We start from the raw sequence: 13,079 nt of genomic DNA on the forward strand, positions 1-13,079 counted from the left end.
GCATGCCTTCCGTACTGCCTGACGGCGAGCCCATGCCCGCGGACGGGACGCTGCCCCGCCACGCCCTCGACGGCGCCGGGCAGCGGCCGCTCGGGTTCTACCTGCACGTCCCCTACTGCGCCACGCGCTGCGGGTACTGCGACTTCAACACCTACACCGCGAGCGAGCTGCGCGGCTCCGGCGGCGCCCTGGCCTCCCGCGACAACTACGCGGACACGCTGGCCGAGGAGATCCGCCTCGCCCGGAAGGTGCTGGGCGACGACCCGCGCCCGGTCGAGACCGTCTTCATCGGCGGCGGCACGCCCACCCTGCTGCCCGCCGCCGACCTCGGCCGGATGCTGGCCGCGATCCGCGAGGAGTTCGGCCTGGCGCCCGGCGCCGAGATCACCACGGAGGCCAACCCCGAGTCCGTCGACCCGCGCTACCTGGCGGAGCTGCGGGAGGCCGGCTTCAACCGGGTCTCCTTCGGCATGCAGAGCGCCCGGCAGCACGTGCTGAAGATCCTCGACCGCACGCACACGCCCGGCCGCCCCGAGGCGTGCGTGGCCGAGGCCCGTGCGGCGGGCTTCGACCACGTCAACCTCGACCTGATCTACGGCACGCCGGGGGAGACCGACGAGGACTGGCGGGCCTCCCTGGACGCCGCCGTCGGAGCCGGTCCGGACCACGTCTCGGCGTACGCGCTGATCGTGGAGGAGGGCACGCAGCTGGCGCGCCGCATCCGGCGCGGCGAGGTCCCGATGACGGACGACGACGTGCACGCCGACCGCTACCTGATCGCGGAGGAGGCGCTGTCGGCGGCGGGCTTCGCCTGGTACGAGGTCTCGAACTGGGCCACGAGCGAGGCCGGCCGCTGCCGGCACAACGAGCTGTGCTGGCGCGGCGCCGACTGGTGGGGCGCGGGCCCCGGCGCCCACTCGCACGTGGGCGGGGTGCGCTGGTGGAACGTCAAGCACCCGGGTGCGTACGCGCAGGCGCTGAGCGAGGGCCGTTCCCCGGGGGCGGGGCGGGAAGTGCTGCCGGAGGAGGACCGGCGCGTGGAGCGGGTGCTGCTGGAGCTGCGGCTGGTGGACGGGTGTCCGCTGGGGCTGCTGAAGCCGGCGGGGCGCGCGGCGGCGGAGCGGGCGCTGGGGGAGGGGCTGCTGGAGGCCGGGGCGTACGAGGACGGGCGGGCCGTGCTGACCCTGCGGGGGCGGCTGTTGGCGGATGCGGTGGTGCGGGACTTGGTGGACTGATTACCTGTTCGGGTGAACAAGGGCGCATAGGCCGTGCGTCTGCCTACGCTTTCCATAGGCTGCCGTCAACTGACACGCGGCGGATGTGGAGGACCACGGAGATGACCGCTGTGGATGAAGAAATGATCGCCTTTATCGACGAGCACCCCGAGGTGTTCGAGCGGTACAAGGTCGAGCTTCTGCGGGGGGAAATCGTGATGATGGCGGGGCCCGACGTGGTCCACAACTTGATCGTTCTGTCTGTTCTGCGGCAGATCCCCGGTGATCGTTGGTGGCCGCTCCAGACGCAGGACATCGCCATCCCGGGCGAGGACAGTGAGCCGCAACCGGATCTCGTGGTGGTGGAGCAAGGTGCGGTTGAGGGCCCCGGGCGGCTCGTGCCCGCGGCGGCAGCCACGTTGCTCTTGGAGGTCGTCTCGAAGACCAGCGCTCTGCGCGACTACAACACCAAGCGGTCGATGTACGCGGCTGGGCAGGTGCCCGCCTACTTGATCGTCGACCCATTCGCCGCCACGTGCATGCTGCTCACGGAGCCGGTCGGCGCTGGGGACCAAGCCGACTACGCAGCGGTGCGCACCAGCAAGTTCGGTGACCCGGTCCCCCTCGAAATGCTGGGCATCACTCTGGACACCTCGGACTTCAAGACCCTGCCCGGCAACCCGCGTTAAACCCCCACCGTCACGAAGTCGATCAGCTCCTCGACCCGCCCCAGCAGCTCCGGCTCCAGGTCCTTGTAGCTCCGCACCGCCCCCAGAATCCGCTGCCAAGCCGCCCCCGTGTTCTCGGGCCACCCCAGCTGCTGGCACACCCCCGTCTTCCAGTCCTCCCCGCGCGGCACGCGCGGCCACCCGGCGATGCCGACCGACGCCGGCTTCACCGCCTCCCACACGTCCACGTACGGGTGGCCCACCACCAGTACATGCTCCCCCGTCACCTCCGCCGCGATGCGCGACTCCTTCGAACCCGGAACCAAGTGGTCCACCAGGACGCCCAGGCGCGCATCCGGTCCCGGGGCGAACGACCGGACGATGGACGGGAGATCGTCGATGCCCTCCAGGTATTCGACGACCACGCCCTCGATGCGCAGGTCGTCGCCCCAGACCCGCTCCACGAGCTCCGCGTCGTGCCGGCCCTCGACGTAGATCCGGCCCGCCCGGGCGACCCGGGCCCGGGCGCCGGGGACGGCGAGGGAGCCGGAGGCGGTGCGGGCCGGGGCGGCGGGCGGCACCGACGCCGGGCGGACGAGCGTCACCACCCGCCCCTCCAGCAGGAAGCCGCGCTGTTCCATCGGGAACACGCGATGCTTCCCGAAACGGTCCTCCAGGGTCACCGTCAAGCCCTGTGCCGTCTTCTCGCAGCGGATCACCGCCCCGCAGAAGCCCGTTGTGACCTCTTCCACAACGAGGTCCGGCTCGGCCGGAACCTCCGGCGCGGGCGCCGTCCGCTTCCAGGGTGGGGTGAGGTCAGGGCTGTAGCGCTTCATGCGGGCCATTGTGGTTGATGATCACGATCCCGCTCACGCGACACCGAAGCGCGCCGCCAGCTCGTCACGTTGCCTCCGCACGAACCCCGCATCCACCACGGCCCCGTGCCCGGGCACGTAGAGCGCGTCCTCCCCGCCGAGCGCCAGCAGCCGGTCCAGGGCCGCCGGCCAGGCGTGCGGCAGGGCGTCGCGGCCCGCCTGGGGCTCGCCCGACTCCTCGACCAGGTCGCCGCAGAAGACGACGTCCGGGGCCCCGTCCCGGCCGACCGCGAGGACGGCCAGGTCGTGGGCGGTGTGCCCGGGGCCGGCGTTGGCCAGCAGGACCCGCCGGCCGCCCAGGTCGACCGCGATCTCCCCGGAGACCGGGTGGTGCGGCAGGACCAGCAGGTCCGCGGCCTCGGCCGCCTCCTCGGGGTCCACGCCTTGCGCTTCCGCGGAGCGCCGGATGTCCTCCCGCTCGCGCAGCATCAGTTCGTCGAGACCCACGGCCCCGTACACCTGTACGCCCGAGAACGCGGCCGTGCCCAGCACGTGATCGAAATGCGGATGTGTGAGCGCGATGTGCGTCACGGGCAGACCGAAGAGTTCCGTCACCTCGTGCCGGATCTCCGCCCCCGCGTGCAGCGTGGCCCCGGTGTCGACGACGAGCACGCCCGTGCTGCCCGCGATCGCCCCGATGGTCTCGTCCCAGCCCGGCATCCGGCGGCGGGCGACGCCCGGCGCGAGCCGTTCCCAGCGCGCTTCCGCGGCGCCCGTTTCCCCTTGAGTTCCCATGCGGTGACGGTAGCCGCAGCGCGGTACCGTTGCCCGGCCCGCGGGCGCGCGGCGGGGGCGGCCCTTGCCCCGGCCGTGGTGCCCGGCCGTACACTGGCTGAAGGGATCTGGCACTCGTGACCATTGAGTGCCAAGGAACGGTCCCTGCAGAACCCGCAAGACGGCTGGACCACTGACTGGAGGTGCGCGCGGTGCTGAGTGAACGCAGGCTTGAGGTACTGCGCGCCATCGTCCAGGACTATGTGGGCACCGAGGAGCCCGTGGGCTCCAAGGCCCTCACCGAGCGCCACCGGCTGGGCGTCTCCCCGGCCACCGTGCGCAACGACATGGCCGCCCTGGAGGACGAGGGCTTCATCGCCCAGCCCCACACCAGCGCGGGCCGGATCCCGACCGACAAGGGCTACCGCCTCTTCGTCGACAAGCTGGCGGGTGTCAAGCCCCTGTCGTCGGCCGAGCGGCGCGCCATCCAGAACTTCCTGGACGGTGCCGTCGACCTCGACGATGTCGTGGCCCGTACGGTGCGGCTGCTGGCGCAGCTGACCCGGCAGGTCGCGGTGGTGCAGTACCCCTCGCTGACCCGTTCGACCGTGCGGCACGTGGAGCTGCTCTCGCTCGCTCCCGCCCGCATCATGCTCGTCCTCATCACGGACACCGGGCGCGTCGAACAGCGTATGGTCGACTGCCCGGCGCCCTTCGGGGAGAACGCGCTGGCGGATCTTCGGGCGCGGCTCAACAGCCGGGTCGTGGGGCGGCGGTTCACCGATGTGCCGCCGCTGGTGCAGGACCTCCCCGAGTCCTTCGAGCAGGACGAACGCGGAACCGTTTCCACGGTGCTCGCGACCCTGCTGGAGACCCTCGTCGAGGAGACCGAGGAACGGCTGATGATCGGCGGCACCGCCAACCTCACTCGTTTCGGTCATGACTTCCCGCTGACGATCCGGCCCGTGCTGGAGGCGTTGGAGGAGCAGGTCGTGCTGCTCAAGCTGCTCGGCGAGGCCAAGGACTCGCGGATGACCGTGCGCATCGGTCATGAGATTGCCCACGAGGGACTCAACTCCACATCGGTGGTCGCCGTCGGCTACGGTTCGGGCGACGAGGCAGTCGCCAAACTCGGCGTGGTCGGACCGACCCGCATGGACTACCCCGGAACGATGGGAGCGGTACGCGCAGTGGCACGTTACGTCGGACAGATCCTGGCGGAGTCGTAAGTGGCCACGGACTACTACGCGGTCCTGGGCGTCCGCCGCGACGCCTCGCCGGACGAGATCAAGAAGGCCTTCCGCCGCCTCGCTCGCGAGCTGCATCCGGACGTCAATCCGGACCCGAAGACGCAGGAGCGGTTCAAGGAGATCAACGCCGCCTACGAGGTGTTGTCGGACCCGCAGAAGAAGCAGGTCTACGACCTCGGCGGGGACCCGCTGTCCTCCTCGGGCGGCGCGGGTGCGGCCGGCGGCTTCGGCGCCGGTTTCGGCAACTTCTCGGACATCATGGACGCCTTCTTCGGCCAGGCGTCGCAGCGCGGGCCCCGCTCGCGGACGCGGCGCGGCCAGGACGCCATGATCCGCATAGAGGTCGACCTCAACGAGGCCGCCTTCGGCACCACCAAGGACATCCAGGTCGACACGGCCGTCGTCTGCACCACCTGCAGCGGCGAGGGCGCGGCCCCCGGCACGTCCGCCCAGACCTGTGACATGTGCCGCGGCCGCGGCGAGGTCTCGCAGGTCACGCGGTCCTTCCTGGGCCAGGTCATGACCTCCCGCCCCTGCCCCCAGTGCCAGGGCTTCGGGACGGTCGTCCCCACCCCCTGCCCGGAGTGCGCGGGCGACGGCCGCGTGCGGTCGCACCGCACGCTCACGGTCAAGATCCCGGCCGGTGTGGACAACGGCACCCGCATCCAGCTCGCGGGCGAGGGCGAGGTCGGCCCGGGCGGCGGCCCGGCGGGCGACCTCTACGTGGAGATCCACGAGAAGCCGCACTCCGTCTTCCAGCGCCGCGGCGACGACCTGCACTGCACGGTCACCATTCCGATGACGGCGGCGGCGCTCGGCACCAAGGTGCCGCTGGAGACGCTGGACGGCGTCGAGGAGATCGACATCCGGCCCGGCACCCAGTCCGGCCAGTCGATCCCGCTGCACCAGCGCGGCGTCACGCACCTGCGCGGCGGCGGCCGGGGCGACCTGGTCGTGCACGTCGAGGTGCAGACGCCCGGGAAGCTGGACCCGCAGCAGGAGGACCTGCTGCGCCAGTTGGCGAAGCTGCGCGGCGAGGAGCGTCCCATGGGCGAGTTCAAGCCGGGCCAGCAGGGGCTGTTCTCGCGGCTGAAGGATGCGTTCAACGGCCGCTAGGCCGTCCCCGGTCGCCGGGCGGACGGGCAGAATCCGGCCCGCCCGGTGATCGGGAGCCTGTGCAACGATGTCGGCATGGCTCCCCTGAGCGACCTGTTCCCGCACCCCGTCGTGCAGGCCCCCATGGCCGGTGGCGCGAGCCGCCCCGCGCTGGCCGCCGCCGTCTCCGAGGCCGGCGGTCTCGGCTTCCTGGCCGCCGGGTACAAGACCCCGGCCGCCATGTACGAGGAGATCAAGCAGCTCCGCGCGCTCACCTCGCGCCCCTTCGGCGTCAACCTGTTCCTGCCGCAGCCCCCCGCCGCCGACCCGGCCGCGGTCGAGGTCTACGCCGAGCAGCTGGCCGCCGAGGCCACCTGGTACGACACCCCCCTCGGCGAGTGGGACCGCGATGCCGACGACGCCTGCGAGGCCAAGCTCGCCATCCTCCTCGACGACCCCGTCCCGGTCGTCTCCTTCACCTTCGGCTGCCCGTCCCCCGAGGCCGTCGCGGCCCTCGCCGCGGCCGGCACCCGCACCGTCGTCACCGTGACCTCGCCCGCCGAGGCGGAGGCGGCCCGGCGGGCCGGCGCGGACGCGGTGTGCGCCCAGGGCGTCGAGGCCGGCGGCCACCAGGGCACCCACCACGACGACCCGCACGCGGACGGGGCCGGCGCGGGCCTCGGCCTGCTGTCCCTGCTGGCGCAGCTGCGCGAGACGGTACGGATCCCGGTGATCGCCGCGGGCGGGCTGATGCGCGGCGCCGACATCGCCGCCGTCCTGTCCGCGGGTGCCTGCGCCGCCCAGCTGGGCACGGCCTTCCTCGCCTGCCCCGAGTCCGGTGCGCACCCGCTGCACAAACAGGCCCTCACCGACCCGCTGTTCGTCCGCACCGAGCTCACCCGGGCCTTCTCCGGGCGCCCGGCCCGCGGCCTGGTGAACAGATTCGTGCGGGAGCACGGGCCGTACGCCCCGGCCGCCTATCCGCAGGTGCACTTCCTGACCGCCCCGCTGCGCAAGGCGGCCGCCGAGGCCGGCGACCCGCAGGCCCTCGGCCTGTGGGCGGGCCAGGGGCACCGCCTGGCCCGTGAACTTCCGGCGGCCGAGCTCGTGCAGCTGCTGGTCGCCGAACTCGGCGCGGCAAGCGCGCCGTTGAACCGAGGGAGCAAGTAGAACCATGACAGCGCCGGTCTTTCTGGTCGAGGAGGACGCCCTCACGGGCGTCTTCCCCGGTACGGTCTTCCCGCTCGACGGCCCCGAGGGCCGGCACGCGGTCTCCGTGCGCCGGCTGCGGGTGGGCGAGGAGATCGTGCTGACGGACGGCGCGGGCACGGGCGTGCACGGCACCGTCGCGGCCGTCGAGGGCAAGGACCACCTCGACGTGGCCGTCACCTCGGTGCGCTCCGAGCCGCTGCCCCGGCCGTCGATCACCGTCGTCCAGGCCCTGCCCAAGGGCGACCGCGGCGAACTCGCCGTCGAGACCATGACGGAGACCGGCGTCGACGTCATCGTGCCCTGGTCCGCGGCGCGCTGCGTCACGCAGTGGAAGGGCGAGCGCGCCGCGAAGTCGCTCGGCAAGTGGCGCTCGACGGCCCGCGAGGCGGGCAAGCAGTCGCGCCGCCTGCGCTTTCCCACGGTGGCCGGGCAGATGACGACCAAGCAGGTCGCGGCGCTGCTGTGGGAGGCCGACTTCGCGGCCGTCCTGCACGAGGAGGGCAGCACCCCGCTGGCCACCGCCGAACTCCCGGAGACCGGCAGCATCGTCCTGGTCGTCGGCCCCGAGGGCGGCGTCTCCCCGGAGGAGCTCGCCGCCTTCGCCGAGGTGGGCGCCCACCCGTACCGGCTGGGCCCGAGCGTGCTGCGCACGTCCACGGCGGGCACGGCCGCAGCGGCCCTGCTGCTGGGGCGGACGGGCCGCTGGAGTTAGGGGAGACGGCCATGCCGCTGAGAGCCCGGGACTACGAGCGGATGCTCGACCTCGCCGTCGCCGTTCTGGAGAACGGCGACACCGACACCTCCTGGCACCTGATCACCGGCCACCTGCTGGAGGCGTTCGGCTGCCACTCGGCGACGTACACGGCGGGCAGCATCGCCGACGGCACCGGGCAGGCCGAGGGCTGGGCCCCCGAGCGGCTCAGCGAGCATGTCGGCGACCTCGTGCAGCGGCGGATCCGGCAGGGTCACCCGCTGTTCTTCTACACCAGGCCGCTGGAGCACCGGCCCCCGGTCAACGTCAGCGAGATCTGCGCCCGTTGGCGCCACACCGAGTGGTACAGCGAGGCGCGCCGCGACTTCGGCGCCGCCTACCAGATGGGCGTGCCGCTGCCCGGCGAGCACGGCATCCTGCGCAACATCGTCCTGGGCCGCGACGCCGACTTCAGGCCCCGCGAACTCGCCCTGGCCACCCGCATGCAGCCGCTCCTCGTCGGCGTCGCCAACCACGTTCGGGAACTGCGCCGCCTGCGCACCGCCACCCTGCCCGCCCCCGTGATGACGGGGCACGGGCTGACCCCGCGCGAACTGACCGTCCTGGGGCTGCTGTCGGAGGGGCTGACGACGGAGGCCATGGCGCGGCGCTTGGCCATTTCGCCGCATACGGTGAATCGGCACTTGGAGAAGGTGTACCGGAAACTCGGGACCAATAACCGGGTGGCCACGGTGCAGTTGGCGCGCCGGTCCGGGCTTGTCGGCTGAGCGTTCGGGTGCGGGTTCACCGTGGCTGGTCGCGCAGTTCCCCGCGCCCCTTCGGGGCGCTGAGCAGCGCCCGCGTCTGCTCTATGTCGGCCTGCGCGCTGCGCTGTTCGAAGAGGTCCAGCGCCGCCTCCAGGCAGGTGCGGGCCCGGGTGTGCTGGCCCAGGTGGTCGAGGCTGCAGCCCAGGGCGCGGAGCAGGCTGCCCTCCAGTACGGGGCTGGTCCTGCGGGCCACGGGCAGGAAGGTCTCGGCGACGTCCGCCGCCAGGCGGTGCCGTCCCGTCTGGACGTGGAGGTCGGCCATCAGCACGCCGGTGGCCGCCTCGAAGGCCGTCACGTTCAGGGTGCGGAACAACTCCAGTGCCTCCTGGGCGCGGTGGAGCGCGGCGTCGGCGTCGTCGCACAGGCGCAGCACCCGGGCCAGGTAGTACAGGCCGATCGCCTTGGACACCGAGGGCTCCCCGCCGACCAGTCCGGCGCCCCGTTCGGCCGCGGCGCGGGCCTCGGCGAGCCGGCCCTGCCGGGCGTAGTTGAAGGCCAGTTCGCCCAGGGCGGTGCCCTCGGCGGTGCCGGCGCCCGCGGTGCGGAAGAGACGTACCGAGGCCTCGCCGTGCCCGACGGCCTCGTCGGTGCGGCCGCCGACGCGGGCGCCCGCGCACAGCGTGAGGTGGGCCCAGCCGCGCAGCCGGGCGTCGGAGCCGTCGGCGCACAGGGCGATGGAGCGCAGGAGTTCGGACTCGGCCTCGGCGAAGGAGCTCGCGTGCCACAGGGCGTTGCCGCGGACGTAGCGGGCCAGGGCCTCGGCGGTGCGGTCGCCGCGGGCCGCCGCGGCCCCGGCGACCCGCGCGGCCTGGGCGATCACCCCGGTCTGGTGGGTGACGCCGGGCAGCACGTTGTTGAGCTTGTCGACGAGGTCGGCCGCCTGGGCCAGCGGCAGGGCCCCGTCCACGCAGGCCCGGTCGATCAGCGCCCGCTGCACGGGTATCTCCTCGTGCATCCAGCCGGTCGCGGCCTGCGCGGTGCCGAAGGCGAGGCCGGCCGCGGCCACCGGCACGTCGATGAGCCGGCGTTCGGCCGGGTCCACCGAGTGCGAAGCCGCGTCCGCGGCCCGCGCGGTGGCCAGGCAGAAGTCCAGCAGGCGGGCGAAGGCGCGGGACGTCTCCGCGGGGGTGTCGTCGCGGGCGTTCCTGGCCCGCGCGAAGACCCGCACCAGGTCGTGGAAGTGGTACCGGCCCATCCTGCGGGATTCCACGAGGTTGAGGTCGACGAGGGACTCCAGCAGGTCCTCGGTGCTCTCCGTGTCCCGGCCGAGGAGCGCGGCGGCGCAGTGCACGCCGAGGTCCGGCGCGTCCACCGCGGACAACAGCCGGAAGGTCCGGGCCTGTTCGGGGGAGAGCTTGGAGTACGAGAGCTCGAAGGTGGCCTCCACGGCGAGTTCGCCGGTGGACAGCTCGTGCAGCCGCCGGTGCTCGTCGTCCAGCCGCCGCACCATGTCGGCCAGGGTCCAGCCGGTCTCCGCGGCCAGGCGCGAGGCGGCGACCCTGATGGCCAGGGGGAGCCGGCTGCACGCGGCCACGACCGCGGCGGCCGCCTCGGGTTCGGCGTCGCAGCGGCGGTCGCCGACGATCCGCCGGAGCAGGGCGAGGGCCTCGGCGGGCGGCATCACGTCGAGCCGCAGGTGCTGCGCCCCGGCCAGCCCGGTCAGCCGGGCGCGGCTGGTCACCAGGACGGCGCTGCCGGCGGTCCCGGGGACCAGCGGCTGCACCTGGCCGTCGGAGGACGCGTTGTCCAGCAGCAGGAGGACCCGGCGCTCGGCCATCAGCGAGCGGTAGAGGGCGATGCGTTCGTCGCCGTCGTCCGGGACGTCGCCGTCGGGCACGCCCAGGGCGCGCAGGAAGGAGGCGAGGACGGCCTGCGGGTCCAGGGGTTCGCGGTCGGCGCCGCGCAGGTCCGCGTAGAGGTGCCCGTCGGGGAACCGCTCCGCGACCCTGCGGGCCGTGTGGACGGCGAGGGTGGTCTTGCCCACGCCCGGGACGCCGTTGACGGCGGAGACCACGACGGCCTGTGTGCCAGGGTGGGTGAGCATCCCGGTGAGGGTGCCGACGGCCTCGGTGCGACCGGTGAAGTCGTCGATGCCGCACGGCAGCCGGTGGGCCGCGGGGATGCTGTCGAAGGCCGGGTGGGCGGGTCCGCCGGCGGGCCGGACCGCGGGGTCCGCGCACAGGATCCGCTGGTGCAGCTGCTGCAGCGCCGGGCAGGGCCTGCGCTCGGGCGGCGGGAGGTGGCCCAGTTCGGTCTCCAGGAACCGCCGGGTGTCCTCGTACACGCTCAGCGCCTCGGCCTGGCGGCCCGCCTGGTGGAGGGCCAGCATCTGGACGCCCCGCAGCCGCTGGCTCGCCGGGTACTCGATGACCAGGGCGCCCGCCTCGGCGTGCAGGTCCGGGCGGTCCCCGAGCTCGGCGTCGAGCTCCAGGCGCGTCTCCAGCAGCGACTGCCGGACGGCACAGAGCCGTTCGCGCACCGCCCGCGCGTGCGGGCCGTGCAGTCCGGCCAGCGGCTCGGCGGACCACAGTTCCAGTGCGCCCGCCACGACGTCCCGGGCCTGCCCGGCCGTGCCGCCCGCCGCCCGGATCCGGGCGGCCTCCGCCTCCGCCCGCCCGAACGCCCAGGTGTCCACGGCCTCGGCGGGCACCCGCAGCGCATAGCCGTCGCCGACGGTGACCAGCAGCGGCGCCTCGGCGGAGTGCCCCAGCACCCGGCGCAGCCGGTGGACGTGGGTGCGGACGGACTGACCCGGCCTGGTCGGCCGGTCCGCCTCGTCCCAGACCCCGTCCGCGATCAGCGGCACCGACACCGTGCGCCCCGCGGCGGCGAGCAGGATCGCCAGCACCTCGCGCTGCTGGGGCCGTCCCAGGCCGAGCTCGGCGCCGTCGCGCCGGGCGCGGACCGGGCCCAGCAGCGCGAACTCCAGTAAGTGCGCCGGCCCTTCCTGGGATCTGCCTCCGCTGTGGGACCCCTCGTGCGACGTCATGGTGCGCTCCCTCCCCGACATGCACAGCTCATACATGGATTACGCACATATGATGGGATGTCAGGTCGCCTGGATGTCGAAGCGACACGGGCTTGGGGCATGACGTGACACTGCATTTCCGTACGCTGGGTCCGCTGCGGATCCGGCAGGGGGACACCGAGAACCCCGTGGGCCGGCCCCAGCAGCAGGCCGTTCTGGTGGCGCTGCTGGCGGCCCGGGGCGGGCCGCTCACCACCGGCCAACTGCTGCGCGCCGTCTGGGGCGAGGACGAGGAGCGCTGGCCGGCCCGACCCAAGCGCGCCCTGGCCACCCATGTCTACCGGCTCCGGCAGCTGCTCGCGGCCGGGGGCGGGGCCGCGGCCGTGCACCAGACCGGGCAGGGGTACCGGCTGGCCGCCGAGGCCGCGGCCGTCGACATGCACTGCTTCGACGACGCCGTCCAGGCGGCCGCCGCGGCCCGGCAGCAGGGCGACCCGGACGGCGCGCACGCCCTGCTGACCCGGGGCCTCGGCCTCTGGTACGGCAGCGCCCTGGACGGTGTCCCCGGCCCCCTCGCCGAGCGGATCCGGCAGCGGCTGGAGGCCAGCCGCACGGCGGCCCTGGAGGCGCGGCTGTCCCTCGACGTCGCCCGCGGGCGGCACGCCGAGGTGCTCCCGGAGATCACGGCGCTGGCCGCGGGGCCGGACCCCTCGGGGCGGTTGCAGTCCCTGCTCATGCTCGCGCTCTCCCGCAGCGGCCGCCGGGACGAGGCCCTCGCCGTCTTCGAGCGCGCCCGCGGGCAGGCCGAGGAGCTCGGCCTCGACCCCGCGCCCGAACTGGTGCGGCTGCAGCGGCAGATCGCCGATGGAACTGCCGGTGCGCCCGCTCCGTGCCGCCCGCGCCATCTCCCCGCCGACACGGTGGACTTCACGGGGCGTGCCGGGGAAGTGGCCCTGCTCGTCCGGGCCCTGGTGCCCGCCGGTGCGCCGGTCGTGGTGCACGGCGCCGCCGGGACCGGGAAGACCGCGCTCGCCGTCCACGCCGCGCACCGCCTGCGCGACACCTATCCCGACGGCCAGCTCTACGGCGACCTGAAGGCCTCGCACGCGGCGCCGGTCCGTCCCGCCCGGGTCCTCGCCGCCTTCGTCCGGGCCCTCGGCGGGGAAGTGCCCGAGGACGAGGCCGGCTTGGCCGCCGCCTACCAGGAGGCGCTCGACGGGCGCCGGGTCCTGGTCGTGCTCGACGACGTGCAGGATCTCGACGGCATCCGCCCGCTCGTCCCCCGGCACCCCGGCTGCGCGGCCCTCGTCACCGGCCGGACGCCGGCCGGGCTCCTCCCCGGTGCCCGGCAGGTCGCCCTCGGTGCCTTCTCCGCCGGCGATGCGCTCGATCTGCTCGTCCGCACCCTCGGGGCGGCACGCGTCGAGGCCGAACCGGACGCCGCACGCGCCCTGGTGGAGGCCTGCCGGTGCCACCCGGCGCTGCTGCGGACGGCGGCGGTACGGGCCGCGGCCCGGCCGCACTGGTCGCTGGCGAGCGTGGCCGAGCGGGTGGGCAGGGGGTGA

11 protein-coding genes are annotated in these 13,079 nt (G+C 74.0%); 8 read left to right on the forward strand and 3 right to left on the reverse strand.

What is annotated here, in order from left to right; all coding sequences use genetic code 11:
- Window positions 1-2: 2 nt before the first annotated feature.
- Both hemW and ACLHRZ_RS26090 read left to right on the forward strand, forming a co-directional pair.
- Window positions 3-1,235 (forward strand): radical SAM family heme chaperone HemW, encoded by a 1,233-nt coding sequence (gene hemW, locus ACLHRZ_RS26085; RefSeq protein WP_490420949.1) that lies wholly within the window; start codon window positions 3-5, stop codon window positions 1,233-1,235.
- Window positions 1,236-1,336: 101 nt separating this feature from the next.
- A complete protein-coding gene (locus ACLHRZ_RS26090) occupies window positions 1,337-1,903 on the forward strand; it encodes a Uma2 family endonuclease (RefSeq protein WP_490420950.1) in 567 nt (188 codons plus the stop codon).
- On the opposite strand, the gene ACLHRZ_RS26095 is transcribed toward ACLHRZ_RS26090, so the two are convergent.
- Window positions 1,900-2,718, reverse strand: coding sequence for a DUF3097 domain-containing protein (locus ACLHRZ_RS26095; RefSeq protein ID WP_490420951.1), 819 nt, complete (start codon window positions 2,716-2,718; stop codon window positions 1,900-1,902). The genes ACLHRZ_RS26090 and ACLHRZ_RS26095 overlap by 4 nt on opposite strands.
- A 33-nt stretch (window positions 2,719-2,751) precedes the next feature.
- Complete coding sequence (locus ACLHRZ_RS26100; protein WP_490420952.1) at window positions 2,752-3,492, reverse strand: MBL fold metallo-hydrolase; 741 nt, start codon at window positions 3,490-3,492, stop codon at window positions 2,752-2,754.
- A 191-nt stretch (window positions 3,493-3,683) separates the two neighbouring features.
- Here ACLHRZ_RS26100 and hrcA point away from each other — a divergent pair, with 191 nt between their 5' ends.
- From hrcA to ACLHRZ_RS26125, 5 genes are all read left to right on the forward strand, one after another.
- The gene (gene hrcA, locus ACLHRZ_RS26105) at window positions 3,684-4,700 is read left to right on the forward strand and encodes a heat-inducible transcriptional repressor HrcA (RefSeq protein ID WP_490420953.1); all 1,017 of its coding nucleotides are present in this window, start codon (window positions 3,684-3,686) and stop codon (window positions 4,698-4,700) included.
- Window positions 4,701-5,837: a molecular chaperone DnaJ gene (gene dnaJ / locus ACLHRZ_RS26110; protein ID WP_490420954.1), complete on the forward strand. Its 1,137-nt coding sequence runs from the start codon at window positions 4,701-4,703 to the stop codon at window positions 5,835-5,837.
- A 75-nt stretch (window positions 5,838-5,912) separates the two neighbouring features.
- Window positions 5,913-6,986 carry a nitronate monooxygenase gene (locus ACLHRZ_RS26115; RefSeq protein ID WP_490420955.1) on the forward strand — a complete coding sequence of 358 codons (1,074 nt, stop codon included), beginning with the start codon at window positions 5,913-5,915 and terminating at the stop codon, window positions 6,984-6,986.
- Window positions 6,987-6,990: 4 nt separating this feature from the next.
- Window positions 6,991-7,740 carry a 16S rRNA (uracil(1498)-N(3))-methyltransferase gene (locus tag ACLHRZ_RS26120; protein ID WP_490420956.1) on the forward strand — a complete coding sequence of 250 codons (750 nt, stop codon included), beginning with the start codon at window positions 6,991-6,993 and terminating at the stop codon, window positions 7,738-7,740.
- Window positions 7,741-7,751: 11 nt separating this feature from the next.
- Window positions 7,752-8,507, forward strand: a complete 756-nt coding sequence (locus ACLHRZ_RS26125) for a helix-turn-helix transcriptional regulator (RefSeq protein ID WP_490420957.1) — start codon at window positions 7,752-7,754, stop codon at window positions 8,505-8,507.
- Window positions 8,508-8,523: 16 nt separating this feature from the next.
- Here the strand turns inward: ACLHRZ_RS26125 and ACLHRZ_RS26130 are convergent, their stop codons facing one another.
- A complete protein-coding gene (locus tag ACLHRZ_RS26130; protein WP_490420958.1) occupies window positions 8,524-11,535 on the reverse strand; it encodes an AfsR/SARP family transcriptional regulator in 3,012 nt (1,003 codons plus the stop codon).
- A 104-nt stretch (window positions 11,536-11,639) separates the two neighbouring features.
- Here ACLHRZ_RS26130 and ACLHRZ_RS26135 point away from each other — a divergent pair, with 104 nt between their 5' ends.
- Window positions 11,640-13,079 carry an AfsR/SARP family transcriptional regulator gene (locus tag ACLHRZ_RS26135; protein ID WP_490420959.1) on the forward strand — a complete coding sequence of 480 codons (1,440 nt, stop codon included), beginning with the start codon at window positions 11,640-11,642 and terminating at the stop codon, window positions 13,077-13,079.

The sequence above is a fragment of the Streptomyces sp. AM25 genome (genome assembly GCF_058146165.1).